This is a genomic window from Shewanella litoralis (genome assembly GCF_009828585.1).
GTDB classification, from domain to species: domain Bacteria; phylum Pseudomonadota; class Gammaproteobacteria; order Enterobacterales; family Shewanellaceae; genus Shewanella; species Shewanella litoralis.
This window is the reverse complement of the sequence record NZ_WSRZ01000004.1, coordinates 179,104-199,963: the sequence shown is the minus strand read 5'-3', so window position 1 is coordinate 199,963 and position 20,860 is coordinate 179,104. Positions and strand designations below refer to the sequence as shown.

Below are 20,860 nucleotides of genomic sequence, written 5' to 3'. Positions count from 1 at the left end.
CAAATAAAATATCTTCGAGAGGATAAGTGATTTTAGCCGATTGACGAGTGTCGGTAAGCTCGCTGAAAAAGGTTGTGAAGGCTTCAAGGTACATAATTTACTCTCCTAAAAGAGAGTATAAGATCACAGCTAAGCCAAGGCGTCAAACAGATTGTGTGTCAATATCATCAGCTCAAAAAACGTTCACGATCTCACCCTGGTGGTAATGGCCGATTGAATTGTTTGGTCTAATTGCAGTAATAATCCCTGGTTAATCGTCGCTAAATTGAGCGCGGGGTAAAGTTGATTTTGAAGTCCATTGAGTCGTTGTGCATTGTCTTCACCTGTTTGGTCATTAATGATTAACGAAATCACAAACGACACAATGGCGACAAATGTTAGCAGGGCAATTCTATGCCTGATTTTTAGATTAGTTAGCTGCATAGCACCTTTTTATAGTCAGTTAATAACAGATTGATAATAACATCTTAAAAATAATGATGAAATTGCTAATGAAAACTTATGTTTAATCACATGTCGGTGATCGTGTAAAGTATGGACAGTAGTTGAAAAAAAGCAATGAGAGGGATGTTTGAAAATAAAAAATATATCGTATATATAGGTATTAGTTTTTTCTAATGTATTGAAAATATTATATTAAATGTAGTGTAAATAATCGGCGGCTGTTTTGTTTTTATTGTGTGATGTTTAAGGTTGAAAAATCTTGAGATAAAAACGTCATAAAATGAATTGATGATTTTGTTATGAGCATCACGAATATCATTCGCTCAATTATAACCTTTAGTTAGTAGTCCATAAGTTTTAAGTCTTAATAAATAATAAAGGCGACTTTACATTAAAGTCGCCTTTGCGTTGGTGGTTAATTATTTATTCGCGGGAGCGCTAGTGGCCTATAGCGGCCGAACCTGCTCTGCGAGGATCCGATGCGCCGAAAATACCTTGCTCAGAGACCATTATCGATTGCGTGCTGCCAATGGATTCTTGGGTTTTTACCTGATGGCCCTTGGCTTCAAGTAGCGAGATGGTATCGCGGTTTAACGTATGCTCGGCCCAAATAAAGTCTGGCTGCCATTGATGGTGAATTCTTGCTGCCGCAGTGGCTTCAGCAATATTCAATTTATGGTCAATCACATTCATGATGATTTGCAAGGTAATGTTAATAATGCGCGAGCCGCCTGGGCTGCCTGTGACAAGAAACGGCTTACCGTCTTTCATTACTATGGTTGGGCTCATTGAGCTTAATGGACGTTTATTACCTTGGACTGCATTGGCATCGCCGCCGATTAAACCATAACCATTAGGTGTTCCGGGTTTAACTGAAAAGTCATCCATTTCATTATTAAGTAAAATGCCCGTGCCTTTTGCCACGAGTCCAGAACCGTAACTAAAATTAAGGGTATAAGTGTTAGCCACAGCGTTGCCCCATTGGTCTACAACAGAGTAGTGAGTGGTTTGATCGCTCTCATAACCTGCAAGTTTACCCGGTTTGATTTCACTGCTAGGGGTGGTTTTATTAATCGCGATTTTATCTGAAATCGTTTTAGCGTATTCGCGGCTAATTAATTGTTTCACTGGCACAGTAACAAAATCAGGGTCGCCTAAAAATTCACTGCGATCAGCATAGGCATACTTCATGGTTTCAGCCATAAGGTGTAGCGTGTTGGCCGTATTGTGTCCTAACTGATCAATGGGGAATTTTTCGAGGACGTTGAGCATTTCAATAATATGAATACCGCCAGATGACGGTGGCGGCATAGACACGATTTCGTAACCACGATAATGACCACGCACCGGTTCACGCTCTACCACTTTATAGTTGGCTAAGTCTTGTAAACTCATGACTCCGCCAGCTTCTTTTACCGCCGCGACGATTTTCTTGGCTGTTTCACCTTGATAAAAGCCTTTAGTGCCATTTTTTTCTATGAGTGATAACGAATGTGCTAATTCAGGCTGCTTTAGGATTTCGTTTACTTGATAGTCGCTGCCATCAGCATGGTAAAAAATTTCTGCAGAGCTTGGCCATTGCGCAATGCGAGATTTAAGCCCACTTAGTGAATTCGATAAATCAGAGGTGACAACAATGCCGTCTTTGGCTAATTTTATCGCAGGCGCGATAACTTGTTTTAAAGTCATTGTGCCGTATTGTTGCCTTGCAAGCTCCATTCCCATTACGGTACCCGGTACACCGACTGCGAGGCCATGCTCACGGCTAAGCTTGTCGACGGCATTACCTTGCTCGTCTAGAAAGATATCTTTATGGGCTTTATTGGGAGCCGTTTCACGGTAATCTATGGCGATGGTTTTATTTTGTTCGGCTAAGTGCACCAGCATAAAGCCGCCGCCGCCAATATTACCCGCTCGTGGTAAGGTGACGGCAAGGGCATAACCGACTGCAACAGCTGCATCAACGGCATTACCGCCTTGCTTTAAAATGTCGACACCAATTTGGCTTGCAATTGCTTCTTGGCTTGAGACCATGCCATGTTTGGCATAAATTGGCTGAGCGGTCGCCATTTCGCTGAAAATAGAGATATCATTGGCGTAAGAAGAGCCGCTATGCAAGGCCGGATAGCACAAGGTAATTGATAACGCTGCGCTAAGTAATAATGGTTTCAGTTTAGGGAGTCGGTTCACGATCATTCCTTGGTGTTTATTGATTTGATTATGTTGTAGAACATGCCACATGATAGCGACAATTGGTATGAGATTTTAAATAGAACGATTAAACATTTACAGGTGGGTATTGAGTGGAACAAACCAGGACGCTAGTTTATCAATTCAGATTTATTAATACTATTAGTGAGATAAAAAAATCCGATTGGAATGCTTACTTTGAGAACACTCATCCATTTACGCGTCATGAATATTTATCCGCATTAGAGTTAAGCCACTGTGTGAGTGTAAAAGCTGGCTGGCAACCACAGCATTTAGTGATAAGTCAGGATGACACATTCATTGCGTTGATGCCGATGTACATTAAAACCCACTCCTGGGGAGAGTATGTGTTTGACTGGGCTTGGGCGGAAGCTTATGAGCGAAATCAATTAGACTATTACCCTAAATTAGTCAGCAGTATCCCCTTTACACCAACAACCGGGCAACGTATTGGCTTTGCGTCATCGCTAAGTGAAGCTGAAAAACAATGTGTGATTGCCCAAGCGAGCCAGTTTATTCGCCAGCAGCTTGTTGAGCGTAATTGGTCATCTTGGCATGGATTATTTAGCCCGCAATCACAACATGAACAATGGGGTAATACTGACGTCATTCAGCGACTTGGGTGTCAATTTCATTGGCGTAATCATGACTATGGCGATTTTAATGATTTTCTGGCGAGTATGACTTCAAGGAAACGCAAAAATATCATTAAAGAACGATCCCAAATTCAGCAGGCGCAATTGCAATTTACTTTTGTTGATGGTGATAAAGCAAGCCCCGAGCAATGGCAAGGATTTGTGCAATGTTATCAACGGACTTATTTGAAACGCTCTGGTCATCAAGGCTATTTGTCGGCTGATTTCTTTGCATTAATCGCCAGAACTATGGGCGAATCAATTCGGTTGTTATTGATTGAGAATAGCGATAATCAACTTGTGGCATCCGCGCTTTATTTTGTCTCAGACAGTCATTTATACGGTCGTTATTGGGGGGCGTTAAACGAGTTTGATGGTTTGCACTTTGAGGCTTGTTATTATCAAGGCATCGAATATGCTATCGCTAATCAGTTAAGTGTATTTGACGCAGGCGCGCAAGGAGAGCATAAAGTGGCCAGAGGATTTTATCCTGTTGCCACTTATTCAAGTCATATTATTAAGCACCAAGGCTTTAGTGATGCCATTGCTGATTTTTGTCAGCAAGAACAGCAGCACATTAAACTTTATATGCAGCAGATGACGGAGCAATTACCCTACAAGGCGAGTGATCAGTAAGTGCTGAAACAAGTCTGTCTTGGCATAACCTTAGAATACCAAGTAAGGCAATCACACAAGGGCTCGTTGGTTTTGTATTAATCCAGAGCAAGCCACACACCTACAAGCATCATTAAGCTGCCGGCGATACGGTTCATCCAGCGGATATTATCGCCGCGGCTTAAAAACAAACGTAAGCTTTTACCGCCACTGGCATAAGCTAGCATCGACACACTTTCGGTTATCATAATAATACCCAGTAACACACCCAGCTGTGGACCAACTGGATTATCGACATTGATAAACGGTGGCAACAGTGAAATCATGAATGCCCAGCCCTTAGGGTTGGCAATGGCGGTGATAAACCCCTGGCTAATAAGACTTGCACGGCGGGTATTGACCTGTGCATTGTCGATGACCGCCATTTTACCTTTAGCGCGCCACATATTAATGCCGATATACACAAGATAGGCGCCGCCGACCCATTTGAGTAAATCAAACACCTGCGGGTAATTGAGCATGATGCTGGCAACGCCTAACACCGCGGCTATCGCAACCAGAGCAACCCCAACCAGCTCACCTAGCATCATCCATAATGTTTTACGTACTCCAATACTCATGCCCAGAGTCATGGCTAAGGTCATGCACATACCAGGGGTAATAGAGACAAAAAAGAAAGTTGGGATAAACACAGCAAGTACGGCGTAATCTGGCATGACTCGAATCTTTAATAAACAATTTAGAGGGCTGAGTGTAAAGGCCTAAAATGATAAAAACCAGCAATTTGCTGGTTTTTATGTATCAGATTATATTGATTGCTTACAGCACGCCGCGTTTCATTTGGTCGCGTTCAATGGATTCAAATAACGCTGTAAAGTTACCTTCGCCAAAGCCAAGGTTATTTTTACGTTGAATAATCTCAATGAAGATAGGGCCGAACAGATTTTTGGTGAAAATCTGTAATAAATAGCCATCATCATCGCCATCAACCAAAATTTGGTGATGCTTAATACGCTCACGATCTTCAGTGACTTGTGGAAGTTTATCAAAAATAGTGTCGTAATATTCAGGAATAATATCCAACGTTTTAATCGATGTGCCTTCCATTGCATCTAATGACGCTACGATATCACGGCTTCTAAAGGCTAAATGCTGTACACCAGGGCCGTTATATTCACCCAAATATTCATCAATTTGATTTTTATCGTTGCCTTTACCTTCGTTAATCGGGATGCAAAAACTGCCATCAGGCGAACGTAATGCATAAGAGACCAATGCGGTTTGCGCACCGCTAATGTCAAAGTAGCGTACTTCGGTAAAACCAAAGATATCCTTATAAAAATTGGCCCATTTCTCCATGGTGCCTTTGTAGACATTGTTGGTTAGGTGGTCGACTTCCATAAAGCCTTTTTCCGGCGTGACAATTGGTTGCTCTAAATCGACAAAATCGGTTTGATAGATATTGTTTTGCTCGCCAAAGGTGTCGATAAAATAAATTAAGCTGTCGCCAATACCGTAAATGGCTGGGTAGGGCATGTCTTTGTTTGCATCATCTGCAGGTTTAGCGCCGCGATTAACCGCTTCTGTGAACGCAAAGTCAGCATCTTCAACACGCCAACCCATCGAGCAAATTGCTGGGCCGTGCGATTTAGCAAACTCTGCAGAAAAGCCTGAGCGGCCTTTATTTAACAAAAAGTTAATGTCGTTTTGTTGGTAATAAACGATGTCGTTGTTTTTGGCTTTTTTTAACATCGAAAAACCAAAATCAATAAAGACCTGGTGCATATATTCGGTATCTGGGCTGGCAAATTCAGTAAATTCGATGCCTAAAAGTCCCAGTGGATTAAGTTCGCTAGCCATTTTGTTTTCCTTTATTTTTCTGTCAACACGCCATCACTCTTTGGTGACTTGGGTTAGTTAAATTACATCTTAGTTTTCTAACCAAGAACGGTTGTAGTCAGCACTCATGCAATGTTTAACATGGGTGGTTAAATTGAGTGGGGCGAAAGTATCGACCATCACTGCGTATTCGTAAGTTTCTGTTTTACCGATTGATGCTTCTGTGCGCCCAGGTTGTGGACCATGCGGCACCCCTTTTTGATGCAACGTCATGTAGCCTGCTTCAATCCCTGTGCGGCTCATAAAGTCGCCGTCAACGTAATAAAGCACTTCGTCACTGTCGATATTGTTGTGGTAATAAGGTGCCGGTATCGACTTAGGGTGAAAGTCGTAAGGTCGCGGTACAAAATTGCAAATAACAAAGTTGTGTGCACTAAAGACTAAGTGCTCAGACGGTGGTAAATGAATTTTGCCAACTTTGGGGGCGTACTCGCTAATATTAAACGCCCAGGGATACACACAACCGTCCCAACCGACTAAATCGAATGGATGCCATTGCAACATCATTTGCTGGTAGCGCTCACCAAATTTACACACTAAGGCAAACTCGCCTTTTTCAACCACGGCATCGGTTAAGGTTGGGGTGCGAATATCTCGTTCACAATACGGCGCCGACTCGAGCATTTGGCCGTATTCATTTCTAAAATGTTTTGGTACTTCCACCATTGACGATGATTCAATCACAAACAAGCGTACGTTTTGATAATCATTAAAGGTTAATTGGTAAGTCGTACCGCGCGGAATAATCAAGTAGTCCCACTTTTTGGTGTTAATAACGCCGTATTCACTTAACAGTTGGCCTTCGCCCTCGTGGATGAAAACCACCTCATCTGCATAAGCATTGCGGTAAAACTCATTTGTGGGCTCTGTGACCTTAGCGGTATACATGGCGACATCGTTATTAAAAAATATTTTATTACGTGCGCTAAAAAAATTGCCCTGACAATCGGCCTGGCGTGAGTCGAGTTTATAGTTTTGAATTAATGGGTCTTGCCATTGCTCGCCATGACTTAACGCGTATGGTTTAACATCAATCGCTTTGGTTGGCATATTATGGTGATATTTATTGGAATAAATATTTGAAAACCCATGAGTTGAGAACAACTCTTCACGGTAAAGCTCACCATTGTCTTTTTCAAAAGCGATATGACGTTTAGTCGGCACTTGACCTTGTTTAACATAGAATGGCATTTGAAATTCCTATGAATAATTGACTGCGTGTGACGCGGCTAATGTTGTTTTTTGTTATGGCCTAATCGCACTGGGCAAACCAATGTGTGATCTTATTAACAATTTAGTGGTAAAGATCAACAAAAAAAAGAATAATAAATAACTTAACTTAATCAGATTATTAGATTGTCTTGTTAGCTTTACATAAGTGTATTGATAACGAGACACGGGAGCGGGGATGCGGATTGATATTGATGCGTTTAATGTACTGCAAGTCCTTGTTGAAGAAGGTAGTTTTTCTAAAGCATCGGAACGTTTACATAAAGCCCAGTCGGCAGTAAGTTACCAGGTTAAAAAATTAGAACAGCATCTGGGCGTGACTTTATTTAATCGAGATCACTACCGCGCAGAGTTAACACCTGAGGGAAAAGTCATTTTGGCTGAAGGTCAGCGTTTATTGCAGCATTTAGCTAACATAGAACACCTTGCCAGCAGATTTAGTCAAGGCTGGGAGCCTAAGCTTGAATTAGTGATTGATGGTGCGTTGCCCATGGAGCCCATCATGAGTGCCTTAAAATTGATGTCGGAACACAATATCCCCACTAAAATACAGTTAAATATGGAATTTTTAGGCGGGGTGCAGCATCGGTTTGAACGTGATCAAGCAGATTTAATGTTGGTCAAAGATTATCGAACGGGGCCGTCTTATCACCCTAAACCGTTACCGACCATCACCAGTGTGCTGGTGGCTTCACCAACGCATCCTTTGAGCCAATTGCACAACATCAGCCTACCTGAGTTGCAGCAGCATGTTGAACTCACCATTGAAGATTCATCGCCGGGTAAACGAGCGCGTGATGAAATGCAATTTGGCGGTGATAAAGTGTTTTATCTCTCTGGCTTTATTATGAAAAAGAATGCCTTATTAAAAGGTTTAGGCTTTGGCTGGATGCCTGATTTTTTGATTACAGAAGAACTTGCCAATGGCCAATTAGCGCAAGTGGATTTTATTGGTGGCAACCGTTTCTGTTTTACCCCGCAATTGGTGTCAACGTTAGAACGTCCACTAGGCCGAGCAGGGCAATTATTCACCGAGCTTATTTTGCAAGAATTTGACTTATATCAACAGCAACAAACAGGCATGAGTGGTGCAGGGTTAGGGTAGGCGGGAGTCAGTAATCCTATAAGACATATTATGTCACAAAGTTTCCATAGGAATGACGGTAACATCTTGTTAACCTAATGCAATAATATAGTCCGTGTTAACGTTTTATCTGAACACTCATTTTTAAGGAGCAAAAAATGACCAGAAAATGTCATGAAGTCGATTACGAAATTATCGGTTCGAGTATGCAATTGGTTGAAATAGAGCTAGATCCCAATGAAGCCGTGGTCGCCGAAGCGGGCGCCATGACATACCTAGAAGAAGATATCTCATTTGAAGCCAAAATGGGTGATGGCTCAGAACCGGAGTCAGGCTTTTTTGGTAAATTATGGGGTGCAGGCAAGCGTGCTATTTCAGGTGAGGGGATCTTTATGACTCACTTTACCAATGAAGGTAATCGTAAACGTAAGGCTGCATTTTCAGCGCCATTTCCTGGCACAATATTGGCTATCGATCTTGCTGAACATAATGGTGAACTGATTTGCCAAAAAGACAGTTTTTTAGCAGCAGCATTGGGCACCCAGGTTACGATGAAATTTAATAAACGCCTTGGCGTGGGTTTTTTCGGCGGTGAAGGCTTTATTTTACAAAGCCTTAAAGGTGACGGCATGGCGTTTGTGCATGCGGGCGGCACGTTAATTAAAAAAGAGCTACGCGGTGAAACCTTGCGTGTCGATACTGGATGTTTAGTGGGCTTTACCTCTGGGATTGATTACGATATTCAGCGTGCAGGATCACTTAAATCGATGGTGTTTGGTGGTGAGGGGTTATTTTTAGCGACGCTACAAGGGCATGGTACTGTGTGGCTGCAAAGCTTACCATTCTCTCGCATGGCTGACCGCATTATTGCCCATGCACCTTCTAGTGGCGGTAAAGATCAAGGTGAGGGCTCGGTGCTAGGTGGCATTGGACGCATGATTAATTAACGTTGCATTTTATCTGTTCATTTAAAAAGGGTGACTGAATTCAGTCACCCTTTTTCACGCTTAAATCACTTGCCTAGCATAACAATATGAGTAAATTCTTCGGCTGTAACTGGTTGCACACTTAAGCGAGCACCTTTGGTAACCAATACCATGTCTTGTAAAGCTGGGTCACTTTTAAGTTGGCTTAGCGGAACTGATTGATTAAGTTTCTCTGTAAACTGAATATCCACTTGCCACCACCGCGGTTTATCTGGATTTGACTTAGGGTCAAAGTAGCGAGATTGCGGCTCAAATGCACTCGCATCAAGTTGCGGTTGGCTGACTACGCTGGCAATCCCAACAACACCAGGCACTTTACAGCTTGAATGATAGAACAGCACATAGTCACCCACCTTTATCTCATCACGAATAAAATTTCGTGCTTGATAATTACGGATCCCTTGCCATGACATTGTCTTATTTGGACTATCGCGTAAGTCATCAATACTGATGTCATCGGGTTCAGATTTCATTAACCAATATTTCATGCATTACTCTTTATATTTATTATTGGGGTAAATACCCAATCAACTTGAAGATCCGTGTTTCAGAACTTCACCGTGTTTTCAATACTAGGCGCGTTAATGCAGTAATGTAGGTACCTTATAAATTAGCGCAACAACGCTCTTGATTTAATAATCAGGGGAACACGGTGAAACTCCCAAAGGGCAAGTTTTACACGCGTTTATGCTGCGTTATTGATTTTGGAAAGGGAACGACCATTACCTGCAATCAATGCCTTGCCTAAACACGTGTAAATTCTTGCTGAAATCGAGCATCTTCAGGTTGATTGGGTATATATTACCATCCACACAGCAAAAAGCCGACAACATGATGTTATCGGCTTAAGGTAAGATGTTGTTTACACAGGTTTGGTGACAACAGTTTGGCCTATTGGCGTTAAGCTTAATAGCGCTAACTTAATATGCTGTATCGCAAATGGAATACCAATAATGGTCACAAAGCAGGCCAGGGCATGGGCTAAATGACCAATCGCTAACCATATGCCAAAGAATAAAAACCAAATGACATTACCGATTAAGCCTAGGCTACCGGTGCCAAGATCTTCATTACCCGTTAAATGTTTACGGTTGACACTTTCTTGACCAAATGGCCAAAATGCCATTTCACCAATCACAAAGCATGCACGCCCAAATGGGATGCCAATAATACTGATAAAGCATAACAGTCCCGCAAGCCACCAAGCCAAGCCCATCACAAAACCGCCTAAAACAAACCAAGCAATATTAAACAGCAAACGTAAAAGAGACATTGTTATTCCTTATTAGAAGCTAATGTACATAACCTGTACCAATTACTCTTAACTAAGCGATTTCCATGCCAAAGTGTTAAGTGACTGATTTTATATAGTTTACCTGGTTTAAAGTGTGTAGTTAGTGATGGAGTATAGTGAAACAACTAAATCAATCGGTGAGTTTTATCATTTTTTGGTTAAAATACTCATATTAATAATTTTGAGATTGCTCATGTTTGCAACAAGCCCAGTACAGCAGATGTTATTTGAACAACGGCGTATTTTTGTGAAACGTGATGACCTGTTGCATCCTGATTTTAGCGGTAATAAGGCGCGCAAGTTTTATCATTTTTTATCGCGAGATTATTCTCACATCACTCATTTAGTGGGATCTGGCTCAGCGCAGGCAAACTCGTTATATTCAATGTCAGTGTTAGCTAAGCAACGTGGCTGGCAATTTGATTATTACGTGAGTCATTTAAGTGACTTTATTATCAAGCACCCAAGCGGAAATTATGCGGCGGCAATTGCTAATGGTGCGAATATTATAGATGTTAGCCAACTTAAGCAGGCTACTCAATATCAACAGATGCATTTAGATGATGTCGTTAAACAAATAGTCAAGTTCAGTTACACTCAGCCTTCTTCACTGCTACATATTCCTGAAGGTGGACGCTGTGAATATGCTGAGTCAGGTTTAGCGATATTGGCCAAAGAGATCATCGATTGGATTCAATTAAATAACATCAGTGAATTAAAAGTATTTTTACCCTCTGGCACTGGCACTACGGCAGCGTATTTAAATAAGCAACTCATGCAGCAATTAGCATGTAACGATGTTATTCGACTTAATCTTGAGGTGATCACTTGTAGCACTGTAGGCGGTGATGACTATCTCACAACACAATTTGCACTGTTAGTGGATGAGGACTATTTTCCGACAGTGGTGAATGATGGTCGTAAGTATCATTTCGGTAAACTCACTAGGCGCTGTTTTGATATGTGGAAAAGTGTGAATGAGTCTGGGATAGAGTTTGAGTTACTCTATGATCCTGTTGGTTTTTTAGTGCTAAAGGATTACTTAGTTAAGCACTTGGACTGGCAGGGCGATATTATGTATTTACATCAAGGTGGGCTGTTGGGGAATCAAACGATGCTGCCCAGATACCAACGTAAATTTTCAAAATAGTGATAACTAAAAGCAAAGGTGCGATTCGTTTATTCATTAAAAATTTGATTAAGATAGATGGGGGTTGTACAGGGTAATTCATTTTGCTCTGTTTTAATAAACATCGGTAAGTGAGAGGAGAATACCGAGAAATGAGTTTATTAAATAACAGAGCAAATGATTAACGCTAGGCGTTAGGGGGATTACTTATTTGCTGATATTAGCCATTTCATGAAGTTTAATGCTTCAATACGCTTTGAAAAGGTTTTTTTGTTTTTACCTAGGCTGTCGGTAAAAGCAATTGAGTTTTTGTTTGACGAAATTGAATTAACTGGAAAGCTAACTGAAATTTCATGTCCATTAATGTTGTATGACATATGCCACACTCCTTATTTGTGCTTATCACCCTTGGGTGAAAAAATTGTTCAATAAAATATCCTTGGCATTTTTTAGTGGTGCAAAAGATTAACTTGTCGAGATTTAACTTAACCTATTCTGAACTCACTAATCAAGTGTTGTTTTTTAAATAGTTGATAAAGGTAATAAAACCTAGTCACTAATTTTTATACGTTTACACTTAACTTGGTAAGTTGAACATAATTATATGACACACTTATGACAGATAACGTTTGTTGATAATGTTCATACAAACATTGGCCATGTCATGGTCAATAATAATGAGCAGAAGCTTGTCTTGGGGTTACGAAGGAAGTTGAGCAGACTTACAGGTAGGTACCAAAATTAACAAGATTTTTAAATCTGTACGGATTCTATACTTACTTTTCGTTTTAAGCAACAACGTTTTTCGTAAAAAAGACAAATAACATACAATTTGTGCTTATTTGCCGCTAAAAATGATGTTTTTCGAACGAGTTATCACTGTAAGCTTGTGATTTAAATCGCGATAATGTTTATTATCGCGATTTACAGCCCAATTGTATTTAATTAATAAAGTAGCTCACCAATCGGGTTGAGCAACTTACTAATACCTTTTGTAAAGTAGAGTGGCGCATCGACAATGGTGTAACACAAACAGCCTTCAGTGGTTTTTGGTGAATGCTCATGGTCTTGATCAAGCAGCATAAAATCACCTGGTTTGTAAGTGTTGTAACAGTCACTAAACTCACCGGCTAGCAATAAGGTTAACTCAGAACCCTTGTGTGTGTGATCGGGTATTTCTCCGTTTGCCGCAATGTGTAACAAGCTTGCTCTTGCTTGTGGCTCACCCGTGTCTAAACGTAAACGACTCACTTTACCAATACCTTGCCAGGAGGCATTAATTTGTTTTTTGAATACTCGAGGTAAAGAGTAATGTTGGCCTTTAATGGTTACGCTGTTATCGATACTTTCGATCTGTGCAGTTGGCTTGTTGTCAACGCTAACTTCAGTATCTAGTGTGTCGAGTGTTGATGACAAAAACTGGCTAAGTAAATCATCAAGTTTACCGTGGTCATTATCTGCGTTACCACTATGAATGTTAGCTTGCTCAAATTGCTGCTCAGACAACGCAATCGTCATTTGGTCTAGCTGCTGTTGGCAATGTGGGCAAAATTCAGCATGCGCTGAGATAGCAATTGACATTGACAGAGGCAGCTCGCCTTTAGCATGGAGAGACAGCAAGTGCTGATCTGGGTGGTAATTAATCATAATGTTTCTCCATAAAGCTTTTTAACTTTTCTAAGCCGAGTCTAAGTCGAGATTTAACGGTCCCAATTGGGATATTGAGTTTATCTGCTAACTCTTGTTGTGTTAGCTCTTGCATGTAAATACCTTGAACTACTTGGCGTTGCAACGGCGGCAGTTCTTCTACATGTTGCAATAAATTTGCTGATAGTAAGAAGTCATCATCGTTATTTTCGGCATCATCTGATTCAAATAATGGCCAAATGTCATCGCCAAAGGCATCTTCGCGGTTGTGCTGTACTTTGCGAAGCATGTCAAAACATTGATTTCGCATAATGGTAAATACCCAAGTGCTCACCGCCGCTTTGTCTGCATTGTACAAGTGGGCTTTGGTCCACACTCGAGACAAGGTTTCTTGTACTAAATCCATCGCCAAACCTTGCTGGCTTAAACGCTGAACACCAAAAGCATTTATTTTGGGCGCGAAGTGCGAAAAAAGTTTGGCAAATGATGTTTTGCAGCGATTATTCGCAACCTGCATCATGAGTTGAGCAAGCTCGTCTGCTAGCGGATTAGGTTCGTCTGTTTTCATAGCACCATTTCGTTGATTAGAGGATCTTTGTGCAAGATTTCCCTTATCATAACGAGTTTGTGCGTTTTGTGATTGAACATTTTCCATTTTTTTCACTCGCATCCAATTAATCACTAATGAGCATAGGTTTATATGTCGTTTGTGCGACCACCAAATCAAGCAGCTCAGGGTCGCCTATCAAGTCATTAGTGAACAATACGGAGGGGATAGATTAACGGATCATAAAATAAAATTATTTTATGATGTCGAACAAAAACGATTTCGCGAGCAAATGATCGTGGCTGTTTATGCACTGGTATTTTTCGTTAGCACTTAATGGGATAATTTCTAACCACCTCTGGCACACCCATGAAATGTCGTTAAAATCATCATCACTGTAATGGGCTAAATGTTGTGGATATTGCTGTAACAATTGCTTCAATGTTTTACTGAGGTATTGATCTTTTTTACGTTCGTTGAGCCTAATGTGTGGCTGAGCGGGCTGCGTTTCAATCACGTTACTTGGCCAGCCGTCAATGAGTGTCACATCAGCACGTTTTAAGCCGTCACTATCTTCAGTGATGTCGTTGATAGTGAAGGTTTGCTTCCCTTTAACACTTATGCCTAATAAGCCATCTTCCAAGGTTTCAAAATCGATAATGTGTGTCAAAGTACCTATTGGCATGATGGTTTTTTTGTCGTCAGATAACATACAAAGCCCAAAACCTTGGCCGCTTTTGAGCGATTCAGATACTAATCGTTTGTATCTTGCTTCAAAAATCCGCAGTTGCGTATACCCTTGTGGGAGTAAGCAAATCGGTAAAGGAAATATTGGGATAATCATTGCTGCCTCTGGATTGTGTATTACGGTACATCTATTTCACTATACGCTTGCCGTGTTATTGTTGATCACCTTGAGCAACCCAAATGAGTTTATTTTCACTTATCGACAATGCATTAAGCTTAGTGATAAAGCGCTGTTTAATCTCTGGGTCAATAGTGGCGGTGCGCGATAAAATCCATGCATAGTCATTATTAGGACCGATCACCAATGAGTCGGTATAGTACCCCTGGGCATCTTGTACAATATCGTGTATCTGGTAGGCACCGTAAAATGGACCAAAGAAGGAAACCTTGAGTAAACCTTGATTGTTACCGTTAATAAAATACGCTTTACCTTCAGCTTGATCCCATTGTTGTTTATCTTGTTTGAACCCTTTATTGATGACCACCACTTTGTCGCCGTCAACACTATATTGCGCTGTGACATTTGACATATTACGTTCAAATGAATGATCTAAACGGGCGATTTCATACCAGGTACCTAAGTATTGATTTAGCTCAAACGGCTTAACGACATCAACAGGTTCATCAAGTATTGTACAGGCAGATAGCCCAAGCATAGACAGTGCAAGTAAAGGCTTTTTGAACGTCTGATTGAATGTGTTTTTCATTGTCTACTCCGTTTTATCCCACTACACTTATTGTTAATTATACGACTTAGAACATTAGATTGATCTTCAAACAACGGATTAATCATTTTTTGTCGGTTCTATTATGCTTGCTACGTCCTTTTACCTGCGTTTTTTAGTATAATTAAACAGATTGTTATTTTTTAGTTAGGTGGATGGCTTTATGAGAAAAGTGCTCGATACGGTAGATCAACGCACCAAGTTAGTCGGTGAAAACCGTTTAGAACTGTTGTTATTTCGCATTAGCTCTACGCAATTATTCGCAATTAATGTGTTTAAAGTAAAAGAAGTGGTCAAATTGCCCACCATTAACACCTTTCCAGGCAGTAATGCCAATATTTATGGTGTCGCTAATGTCAGAGGCGCGTCAATTCCAGTGATTAACTTGCGTGAAGCAATTGGTTTTTCGCCAAGGCCTATAACTGAAGACAATAATCTCATTATTACCGAGTATAATCGCAGTGTGCAGGCATTTTTAGTGGGCAAAGTAGAGCACATCATTAATATGACCTGGAGCGACATTATGCCGCCGCCAAAAACATCGGGTGGGCATAATTACCTCACTGCAATTACTAAAATTGAACAAGATGGGTTGACTCAATTGGTGTCAATTATTGATGTAGAAAAGGTGCTTGCTGAGATTATCGATTACGACATTAGTTTGTCTGATGGAGTGTTAGATGAAGCGTTAGTGGTTAACATGCCCGGGCGTAAGGTGTTAATTGTTGATGATTCGTCCACTGCACGTAAGCAAGTTCGCGATACGTTATCGCAATTAGGTATCGAGATTATCGAAGCTTCTGACGGTTTACAGGCACTAAACTTGTTGCAGCATTGGGCAGATAATGGCAAACAGGTGGCTGATGAGTTATTGATGATGATAACCGATGCCGAAATGCCTGAAATGGACGGTTATAAGCTGACCGCTGAAGTGCGCGCCGATCCGCGCATGGCATCGTTATTTATTACGTTAAATACGTCACTCAGTGGCAGCTTTAATAAAGCCATGGTGGAAAAGGTCGGTTGTAACGAGTTTATCTCTAAGTTTCAGCCAGATTTGTTAGTGGGTGTGGTGCAAGACCGGTTACGAAGTTTATTAGCACAATAAAATAGCAGTGAGTGTGGTAAATGCTGCACTCAGTCAATATCTCTAGAGTCAACGCGTTTCAATCACTAACCAACCTGTGATAGCGAGCAATGTGACTTGCTTGTCACTGATCTGCATCTTCAATTAATTCATCAATAATTTTACGTTGATGTTCGCGAGTAATACCAATATTGAGCCTAGCGACTTTAATCGCATGGCCAAATTTGGCTTTACCGAGTAATGATACCAATTGTTTAAGAAAGGTTAGGTCTAGCGATAACGTATTGCTGTAATGCTCAATCGCTTTGGGCAAAGAAGTGAAAGCGACGCCGTCAAACTCAAACCCACGTTGATAATGACCATTTTCCTCGTCAAGCAATACCCCATCTAAACTGATTGGCCATCCTTTAGCGTTAATACGTCCTTGCGCTATTTGGTACATCATCCATGCACTTTTTTTAAAGCCACCAAAAATTTTGCACTCAAACTCGGATTCTTGTAATTCTTGCTCAGTCCAATTAATACCAATGGCTAAATCGCTGCGATAAAGGTGCATTAACTGATCTTTGACCGCGTCGCGGCAATCCCAAATTGAGGTCAACGGGTTCTTTTTTGCCAAATTTAAACATTCATTACAAGCCGGCACCGCAAGTGATGGATGCGGAGTGTGGCTCATTCGGTAATATTCAAAAACTTGATTACTTGGCTCGGCGCAAAACCAACATGTGTGGCGCTGTTCAAAAGGAATATCAATTAAGGTTGGCATAATACGGCACGCTTTTGGTAAAGGTTGTGAGCTTAAAATAAAAAAAGCCGCCCATAAAGAGCAGCTTAAATTATTCGATTCAAAACATTACTCTTTTTCGAAGTCGACTAATTCTTTTGCTAGAATGATTGGATCAATTTCTTCGCATTCTTGATCTGCTTCCCAATCGATACCGATAAGCACGCCATCGTCATTTAAATCGCCAACCCAATACTCTAAAAATTCAGTCAGGGTAATGGTCACGGCTTTATAATCAGCCCATTCTTCAGTGCAATGACTGGTCGCTGCAGCTTCGCTTGACCACAAAGGCATCACATCGGTTTCTTCAAATTCAGATGAGTCACATACTACCCAACCTTCACCTGTTTCATCTTGTAAGCCCCATAAGACTTGGTGTTGTTTTACGTTTTCGATAAAGCCGATTAGTGCGGGTGTTTGTTCGGTCATGATAAGTCGCTTCAATGAGTGAGAATTAACTTCATTATACGTACTCATAAAATAAGGAAAAGGCTTAATTAATGACAATGTTGTTAATGTTGATTCTTTGTACCAATCGTATGCTTAAAAATCTTAAATTTGCATAAATAAACAGGGTTTAATGCTAACAGGTCTTGTTTCCTGCGAAGCGATGCGTCACGATATTCGTCATTCATTTGTGATAAGTAAGTGTTTTCATGACCCATAAAAGCCGTTTTTCAATGTTTGTTGCTTCCATGTTTGTTTCAAGCACCTTATTAAGTGCTTGCGCGGTTTCCGCCTCTCCAGAACCTGTTGTGACAGTTCCGCCCGAGCCTGTACAAACCGACTTTGCCTCTTGTGTGATTAACTTGCAGCAAAAAGCCAAAGCGGCAGGGATATCACAATATATCATCGACACGACTGTTGCTCACTTAAAGTATGTGCCTCGAGTGATAGAGCTCGATAATCAACAACCTGAGTTTACAACCTCGTTTGGCGATTATTTTGAGAAACGGGTTACCACTTGGCGGGTAGATCAAGGGCGCAAAATGATGACTAAGCATCAGGCGTTATTGGCTAACTTAACCAAAGAATATGGTGTGCCAGGGCAATATATTGTTGCGTTTTGGGGCTTAGAAACAAACTTTGGTAGTTATAAAGGCAGTATGCCCGTATTGGATTCGCTCGCGACATTAGGGTGCGATGCTCGTCGCAGTGATTATTTTACTGGCGAGTTGATTCAAGCTTTAAAGTTAAAACAGCAATATAACTTCGCTGACAATAAAATGGTTGGATCGTGGGCCGGAGCAATGGGGCATACTCAATTTATGCCGACTAATTACCGTAAATATGCAGTTGATGGCGACGGTGATGGTGTTGCAGACCTATGGAACAGTGAAGCTGATGCGCTCACATCGGCTGCTAATTTTTTACAACACTTAGGCTGGAAAGCGGATCAGCGTTGGGGTCGTGAAGTTCTTATACCTCAAGATTATGCTTTTGAGTATTTAGGCAGTAAATCAGTATTACCGTTAACACAGTGGCATGGGTTAAACATAAAGCAGACCAATGGCCAGCCAATCGCTACTGCAGATATGCAAGCTGCATTGTATTTACCTGCAGGGCATACTGGACCGGCGTTTTTAGGTTATGACAACTTTAATGTGATCATGCGTTGGAATCGATCTGAATTTTATGCCATTTCTGTTGGTCATTTAGCTGACCGTATTAATGGTGCACCAGAATTATCTCGTGCCATTCCTAAACAACCAAGATTAAGCCGCGAAATCGTAAAGCAATTACAACAAAAGTTGAATGATGCCGGTTTTGACGTAGGTAAACCTGACGGCATCTTTGGGCGCAATTCTGCATTAGGCCTACAAGGGTATCAAAAGCAACATGGGTTGATTGCTGACGGTTTTCCTGATGTTGACACCTTCAAACGTCTTGGTATTACACTATAACATTGACTTTTTTGTGGCTGCTTTGGTGGCCTTTTGATAAGCTTCGGCAAAATTTTAGCGTTAAGGAATAAAAATGAGCATTAAAGACGATATGGTTGTGCAGTTTAATTACTCACTGCGTGACGAGAAAGGTGAAGTGATTGAGTCAAATGAAGGCCGCGATCCAATTGCATATTTGCACGGTCATGACAACATGATGCCTGGTATTGAAGATGCAATTAACGGTAAAGACGTTGGCGAAAAGTTTACGGTTACTCCTGCACCGGCTGACACTTATGGTGAACGCCAAGAGGGCGCAGAACAACGTGTCTCAGTTAAACACCTTGTTGGCACTAAAGCCTGGAAGCCAGGTATGGCAGCTGTAGTGAATACTGACCAGGGACAACGCCAGGTTACCATCATTAAAGTGGGTAAATTTATGGCTACCGTCGATGTTAACCATCCTTTAGCGGGTCGTGAATTAACGTTTGATATTGAAATTGTCGGTGCTCGTGATGCATCAGATGAAGAGATCGCTCATGGTCATGCCCACGGCGCAGGTGGTCATCACCATTAATTAAGATGGCTGTTTACGTTGAAATCCCAAGTGAATCACTTGGGATTTTTATTTGGGAAACAGTATGATGAATCAAGTCGTATTTAACGAATTTAAAAGGCAAGGTCATGGTTATTGATTTTTCAATCGGCAAGCTCATTGTTACCATCAATGAAATCCAGTGTCGTTTTCATGACAATCATATTGTATTAACCGCTAGCGTTGACGACATCAGTTGTTTTCACCAAGGTTTGGTTATCGCCGCTGATGGCGGCACTGTGCGTTGGAGCATTAAGCTAGACAATGCGACACAGCTAGAGCAAGTGCTTAATTGCACGGGGATTCAAGCTCAATAATATGTATTGAAATGTCATGTTTGTAATGTAACTTGAATTAGTGGCTTGCTAAGCTATTAGTTCTTTGAATCAAGTTTTAGATATAAATAAGGTCAATTTGATGTCTCCTTTAGAAACAATAGTAATCGAACCGCAAACGACTGCGACAGCATGTGTCATTTGGCTTCATGGCTTAGGCGATTCTGGTGCAGGTTTTGCCCCTGTAGTCCCTGTTTTGGGCTTACCTGCTAATCACAGTATTCGTTTTATTTTTCCTCACGCGCCAGAACAAGCGGTGACGATTAATGGTGGTTATGTGATGCGTTCTTGGTACGACATCAAAAGTATGGATTTGCATGACAGAGCTGATTTACAAGGTGTGATGGCGTCGGAGCAAGCTGTGCAACAGTTGATTAAAGAGCAAATCGATAAAGGCATCAGTGCTGATAAGATTATCCTGGCAGGTTTTAGTCAGGGCGGGGTAATGAGTTTATTTACTGGGTTACGTTTTACTCAAAAACTGGCGGGTATTATGGCTCTGTCTTGTTATTTACCTGGTGGAGAACATTTGCCTGATCATATCGCTGATGAAAACCGTGCTACACCCATTTTGCAACATCACGGTGAACAAGATGATGTTGTGCCATTGTTTGCAGGAAAAATGGCCTATGATGCATTAACTGCAGCTAATTATCAGACAAATTGGCGCACTTATCCTATGGCACACAGTGTTTTACCTAACCAACTTACAGATATCGGTCAATGGATACAGCACGTGTTGAAATAAAAGCTTAACACTACTGTTCTGTTTAGTGAACAATAGCGGTAAGTGTTGAGATAAAAAAAAGTAAGTAATTTAAGTGGCTTAGCAGTTTATCTGTTACAGCCATTTTTTTTACTTGTTTTTAACATGCTCGTTAACAAAGTAATTGTTTGTGTGAGGGGATTGTTGTCTGTTTAAGTTCTTGTTATTAGTGTATTAAAAATCACATTTTGTCATAAAAATGAAATCAAAAACCGTC

At 41.0% G+C, this 20,860-nt stretch carries 23 protein-coding genes; 9 read left to right on the top strand and 14 right to left on the bottom strand.

The features are described 5' to 3' along the window. Nucleotides 1–183: 183 nt before the first annotated feature. Nucleotides 184–423 (bottom strand): hypothetical protein, encoded by a 240-nt coding sequence (locus GQA99_RS05895; RefSeq protein ID WP_229785980.1) that lies wholly within the window; start codon nt 421–423, stop codon nt 184–186. Nucleotides 424–882: 459 nt separating this feature from the next. Further along, on the bottom strand, nt 883–2,640 hold the full coding sequence (gene ggt / locus GQA99_RS05890) for a gamma-glutamyltransferase (protein WP_160052975.1): 1,758 nt from the start codon (nt 2,638–2,640) through the stop codon (nt 883–885). Nucleotides 2,641–2,747: 107 nt separating this feature from the next. Here ggt and GQA99_RS05885 point away from each other — a divergent pair, with 107 nt between their 5' ends. Further along, nucleotides 2,748–3,926 carry a GNAT family N-acetyltransferase gene (locus GQA99_RS05885; RefSeq protein ID WP_160052959.1) on the top strand — a complete coding sequence of 393 codons (1,179 nt, stop codon included), beginning with the start codon at nt 2,748–2,750 and terminating at the stop codon, nt 3,924–3,926. 77 nt (nt 3,927–4,003) lie between these two features. Here the strand turns inward: GQA99_RS05885 and GQA99_RS05880 are convergent, their stop codons facing one another. The 3 genes from GQA99_RS05880 to GQA99_RS05870 form a co-directional block, all read right to left on the bottom strand. Continuing rightward, nucleotides 4,004–4,621 carry a LysE family translocator gene (locus GQA99_RS05880; RefSeq protein WP_160052958.1) on the bottom strand — a complete coding sequence of 206 codons (618 nt, stop codon included), beginning with the start codon at nt 4,619–4,621 and terminating at the stop codon, nt 4,004–4,006. A gap of 103 nt (nt 4,622–4,724) precedes the next feature. Further along, nucleotides 4,725–5,765, bottom strand: a complete 1,041-nt coding sequence (hppD, locus tag GQA99_RS05875; RefSeq protein WP_160052957.1) for a 4-hydroxyphenylpyruvate dioxygenase — start codon at nt 5,763–5,765, stop codon at nt 4,725–4,727. 69 nt (nt 5,766–5,834) lie between these two features. Continuing rightward, entirely contained in the window at nt 5,835–6,995 is a 1,161-nt protein-coding gene (locus tag GQA99_RS05870) for a homogentisate 1,2-dioxygenase (protein WP_160052956.1), read from the bottom strand. Nucleotides 6,996–7,212: 217 nt separating this feature from the next. On the opposite strand from GQA99_RS05870, the gene GQA99_RS05865 reads away from it, so the two are divergent. Then, complete coding sequence (locus tag GQA99_RS05865; protein ID WP_160052955.1) at nt 7,213–8,139, top strand: LysR family transcriptional regulator; 927 nt, start codon at nt 7,213–7,215, stop codon at nt 8,137–8,139. Between the two features lie 137 nt (nt 8,140–8,276). After that, nucleotides 8,277–9,065: a TIGR00266 family protein gene (locus GQA99_RS05860; RefSeq protein ID WP_160052954.1), complete on the top strand. Its 789-nt coding sequence runs from the start codon at nt 8,277–8,279 to the stop codon at nt 9,063–9,065. Between the two features lie 65 nt (nt 9,066–9,130). On the opposite strand, the gene GQA99_RS05855 is transcribed toward GQA99_RS05860, so the two are convergent. Further along, nucleotides 9,131–9,592, bottom strand: a complete 462-nt coding sequence (locus GQA99_RS05855) for an EVE domain-containing protein (RefSeq protein WP_160052953.1) — start codon at nt 9,590–9,592, stop codon at nt 9,131–9,133. 374 nt (nt 9,593–9,966) lie between these two features. Further along, nucleotides 9,967–10,377 carry a YccF domain-containing protein gene (locus tag GQA99_RS05850; protein ID WP_160052952.1) on the bottom strand — a complete coding sequence of 137 codons (411 nt, stop codon included), beginning with the start codon at nt 10,375–10,377 and terminating at the stop codon, nt 9,967–9,969. A 214-nt stretch (nt 10,378–10,591) separates the two neighbouring features. Here GQA99_RS05850 and GQA99_RS05845 point away from each other — a divergent pair, with 214 nt between their 5' ends. Beyond that, on the top strand, nt 10,592–11,548 hold the full coding sequence (locus GQA99_RS05845) for a 1-aminocyclopropane-1-carboxylate deaminase/D-cysteine desulfhydrase (RefSeq protein ID WP_160052951.1): 957 nt from the start codon (nt 10,592–10,594) through the stop codon (nt 11,546–11,548). 182 nt (nt 11,549–11,730) lie between these two features. On the opposite strand, the gene GQA99_RS05840 is transcribed toward GQA99_RS05845, so the two are convergent. From GQA99_RS05840 to GQA99_RS05820, 5 genes are all read right to left on the bottom strand, one after another. Beyond that, nucleotides 11,731–11,904 carry a hypothetical protein gene (locus GQA99_RS05840; protein WP_160052950.1) on the bottom strand — a complete coding sequence of 58 codons (174 nt, stop codon included), beginning with the start codon at nt 11,902–11,904 and terminating at the stop codon, nt 11,731–11,733. Between the two features lie 568 nt (nt 11,905–12,472). Continuing rightward, nucleotides 12,473–13,174: a ChrR family anti-sigma-E factor gene (locus GQA99_RS05835; RefSeq protein ID WP_160052949.1), complete on the bottom strand. Its 702-nt coding sequence runs from the start codon at nt 13,172–13,174 to the stop codon at nt 12,473–12,475. Then, nucleotides 13,167–13,829, bottom strand: a complete 663-nt coding sequence (locus tag GQA99_RS05830; protein ID WP_160052948.1) for a sigma-70 family RNA polymerase sigma factor — start codon at nt 13,827–13,829, stop codon at nt 13,167–13,169. The genes GQA99_RS05835 and GQA99_RS05830 overlap by 8 nt, the downstream gene beginning before the upstream one ends. A 145-nt stretch (nt 13,830–13,974) precedes the next feature. Beyond that, on the bottom strand, nt 13,975–14,565 hold the full coding sequence (locus tag GQA99_RS05825; RefSeq protein ID WP_160052947.1) for an LON peptidase substrate-binding domain-containing protein: 591 nt from the start codon (nt 14,563–14,565) through the stop codon (nt 13,975–13,977). A 55-nt stretch (nt 14,566–14,620) separates the two neighbouring features. After that, nucleotides 14,621–15,175, bottom strand: coding sequence for a lipocalin family protein (locus tag GQA99_RS05820; protein WP_229785840.1), 555 nt, complete (start codon nt 15,173–15,175; stop codon nt 14,621–14,623). A gap of 181 nt (nt 15,176–15,356) precedes the next feature. Between GQA99_RS05820 and GQA99_RS05815 the strand changes: the two genes are divergently transcribed. After that, nucleotides 15,357–16,301, top strand: a complete 945-nt coding sequence (locus GQA99_RS05815) for a chemotaxis protein CheV (RefSeq protein WP_160052946.1) — start codon at nt 15,357–15,359, stop codon at nt 16,299–16,301. A 103-nt stretch (nt 16,302–16,404) separates the two neighbouring features. Here the strand turns inward: GQA99_RS05815 and GQA99_RS05810 are convergent, their stop codons facing one another. Together GQA99_RS05810 and GQA99_RS05805 are read right to left on the bottom strand one after the other, a co-directional pair. After that, complete coding sequence (locus tag GQA99_RS05810) at nt 16,405–17,046, bottom strand: hypothetical protein (protein ID WP_160052945.1); 642 nt, start codon at nt 17,044–17,046, stop codon at nt 16,405–16,407. A gap of 87 nt (nt 17,047–17,133) precedes the next feature. Continuing rightward, complete coding sequence (locus tag GQA99_RS05805; RefSeq protein WP_160052944.1) at nt 17,134–17,493, bottom strand: DUF2750 domain-containing protein; 360 nt, start codon at nt 17,491–17,493, stop codon at nt 17,134–17,136. 227 nt (nt 17,494–17,720) lie between these two features. Between GQA99_RS05805 and GQA99_RS05800 the strand changes: the two genes are divergently transcribed. The 4 genes from GQA99_RS05800 (at nt 17,721) to GQA99_RS05785 (ending at nt 20,625) form a co-directional block, all read left to right on the top strand. Beyond that, nucleotides 17,721–18,968 (top strand): lytic murein transglycosylase, encoded by a 1,248-nt coding sequence (locus tag GQA99_RS05800; RefSeq protein WP_160052943.1) that lies wholly within the window; start codon nt 17,721–17,723, stop codon nt 18,966–18,968. Between the two features lie 73 nt (nt 18,969–19,041). Beyond that, nucleotides 19,042–19,524 carry an FKBP-type peptidyl-prolyl cis-trans isomerase gene (locus GQA99_RS05795; protein WP_160052942.1) on the top strand — a complete coding sequence of 161 codons (483 nt, stop codon included), beginning with the start codon at nt 19,042–19,044 and terminating at the stop codon, nt 19,522–19,524. A 107-nt stretch (nt 19,525–19,631) separates the two neighbouring features. Continuing rightward, entirely contained in the window at nt 19,632–19,859 is a 228-nt protein-coding gene (locus GQA99_RS05790; RefSeq protein ID WP_160052941.1) for a DUF3389 family protein, read from the top strand. Nucleotides 19,860–19,959: 100 nt separating this feature from the next. Continuing rightward, a complete protein-coding gene (locus GQA99_RS05785) occupies nt 19,960–20,625 on the top strand; it encodes an alpha/beta hydrolase (protein WP_160052940.1) in 666 nt (221 codons plus the stop codon). The last annotated feature ends 235 nt before the right edge of the window (nt 20,626–20,860 follow it).

Excerpts from the sequence above, each read along its gene's own strand:
- GQA99_RS05895 (WP_229785980.1), bottom strand. The coding sequence starts at position 423 with ATGCAGCTAACTAATCTAAAAATCAGGCATAGAATTGCCCTGCTAACA.
- ggt (WP_160052975.1), bottom strand. The coding sequence starts at position 2,640 with ATGATCGTGAACCGACTCCCTAAACTGAAACCATTATTACTTAGCGCA.
- GQA99_RS05880 (WP_160052958.1), bottom strand. The coding sequence starts at position 4,621 with ATGCCAGATTACGCCGTACTTGCTGTGTTTATCCCAACTTTCTTTTTT.
- hppD (WP_160052957.1), bottom strand. The coding sequence starts at position 5,765 with ATGGCTAGCGAACTTAATCCACTGGGACTTTTAGGCATCGAATTTACT.
- GQA99_RS05870 (WP_160052956.1), bottom strand. The coding sequence starts at position 6,995 with ATGCCATTCTATGTTAAACAAGGTCAAGTGCCGACTAAACGTCATATC.
- GQA99_RS05865 (WP_160052955.1), top strand. The coding sequence starts at position 7,213 with ATGCGGATTGATATTGATGCGTTTAATGTACTGCAAGTCCTTGTTGAA.
- GQA99_RS05860 (WP_160052954.1), top strand. The coding sequence starts at position 8,277 with ATGACCAGAAAATGTCATGAAGTCGATTACGAAATTATCGGTTCGAGT.
- GQA99_RS05855 (WP_160052953.1), bottom strand. The coding sequence starts at position 9,592 with ATGAAATATTGGTTAATGAAATCTGAACCCGATGACATCAGTATTGAT.
- GQA99_RS05850 (WP_160052952.1), bottom strand. The coding sequence starts at position 10,377 with ATGTCTCTTTTACGTTTGCTGTTTAATATTGCTTGGTTTGTTTTAGGC.
- GQA99_RS05845 (WP_160052951.1), top strand. The coding sequence starts at position 10,592 with ATGTTTGCAACAAGCCCAGTACAGCAGATGTTATTTGAACAACGGCGT.
- GQA99_RS05840 (WP_160052950.1), bottom strand. The coding sequence starts at position 11,904 with ATGTCATACAACATTAATGGACATGAAATTTCAGTTAGCTTTCCAGTT.
- GQA99_RS05835 (WP_160052949.1), bottom strand. The coding sequence starts at position 13,174 with ATGATTAATTACCACCCAGATCAGCACTTGCTGTCTCTCCATGCTAAA.
- GQA99_RS05830 (WP_160052948.1), bottom strand. The coding sequence starts at position 13,829 with ATGGAAAATGTTCAATCACAAAACGCACAAACTCGTTATGATAAGGGA.
- GQA99_RS05825 (WP_160052947.1), bottom strand. The coding sequence starts at position 14,565 with ATGATTATCCCAATATTTCCTTTACCGATTTGCTTACTCCCACAAGGG.
- GQA99_RS05820 (WP_229785840.1), bottom strand. The coding sequence starts at position 15,175 with ATGAAAAACACATTCAATCAGACGTTCAAAAAGCCTTTACTTGCACTG.
- GQA99_RS05815 (WP_160052946.1), top strand. The coding sequence starts at position 15,357 with ATGAGAAAAGTGCTCGATACGGTAGATCAACGCACCAAGTTAGTCGGT.
- GQA99_RS05810 (WP_160052945.1), bottom strand. The coding sequence starts at position 17,046 with ATGCCAACCTTAATTGATATTCCTTTTGAACAGCGCCACACATGTTGG.
- GQA99_RS05805 (WP_160052944.1), bottom strand. The coding sequence starts at position 17,493 with ATGACCGAACAAACACCCGCACTAATCGGCTTTATCGAAAACGTAAAA.
- GQA99_RS05800 (WP_160052943.1), top strand. The coding sequence starts at position 17,721 with ATGACCCATAAAAGCCGTTTTTCAATGTTTGTTGCTTCCATGTTTGTT.
- GQA99_RS05795 (WP_160052942.1), top strand. The coding sequence starts at position 19,042 with ATGAGCATTAAAGACGATATGGTTGTGCAGTTTAATTACTCACTGCGT.
- GQA99_RS05790 (WP_160052941.1), top strand. The coding sequence starts at position 19,632 with ATGGTTATTGATTTTTCAATCGGCAAGCTCATTGTTACCATCAATGAA.
- GQA99_RS05785 (WP_160052940.1), top strand. The coding sequence starts at position 19,960 with ATGTCTCCTTTAGAAACAATAGTAATCGAACCGCAAACGACTGCGACA.